The organism is Polaromonas sp. P1_G1 (assembly GCF_056405595.1).
The window spans coordinates 1-607 of the sequence record NZ_JBFUBU010000125.1; the positions used below are offsets into that span (position 1 = coordinate 1).

Sequence of the window (607 nt, forward strand, 5' to 3'; positions counted from 1 at the left end):
GGTCGGTAGCGGACATGAAAACTCCTGAATGCTGGGAGTCTATCGAACTGCTAGGGTTTACCCCGCGCATTTAACTGTTTACAAGCCCATGGGGCTTTTCATAATGGCTCCATGGACACCCGACCGCCCCCCCTGCCCGCCAACGGCCTGTTGTTGACCGGTGGCGGCGCCCGCGCGGCCTACCAGGTGGGCGTGCTCGAAGCCATTGCCGACATCCGCCTGGCCTGCGGCGCGGGCGACCAGCCCAACCCCTTTCCCATCATTGCAGGTACCTCGGCAGGCGCCATCAACGCCGCGGCGCTGGCCTGCGGAGCGGACAATTTCGACGCCACGGTGCGCATGATTGCCCACACCTGGCGCAACTTCCACGCCGACCAGGTGTACCGTGCCGACCACTTGAGCATGCTGCGCTCGGGCGCCACCTGGCTCACTCTGTTGTCGCTGGGCTGGCTGCTGGCCAAGTGGCGGCGCGTGAAGCCCAAGTCACTGCTGGACAACGCGCCGCTGGGCGAGCTGCTGCAAAAGCTGGTGCCGCTGGAGCGCCTGCCGCACCTGATTCGCCGCGGCCACCTGCAGGCCTTTGCGGTCACCGCGTCCAGCTACAGCT

The 607-nt window shown here is 65.9% G+C and carries 1 protein-coding gene; it reads left to right on the forward strand.

The genetic code is table 11. The features are described from left to right. Positions 1 to 111: 111 nt before the first annotated feature. Positions 112 to 607, forward strand: a 496-nt coding sequence (locus AC1D1Y_RS26035) for a patatin-like phospholipase family protein (RefSeq protein ID WP_477684899.1), incomplete at its 3' end; no start/stop codon positions are given.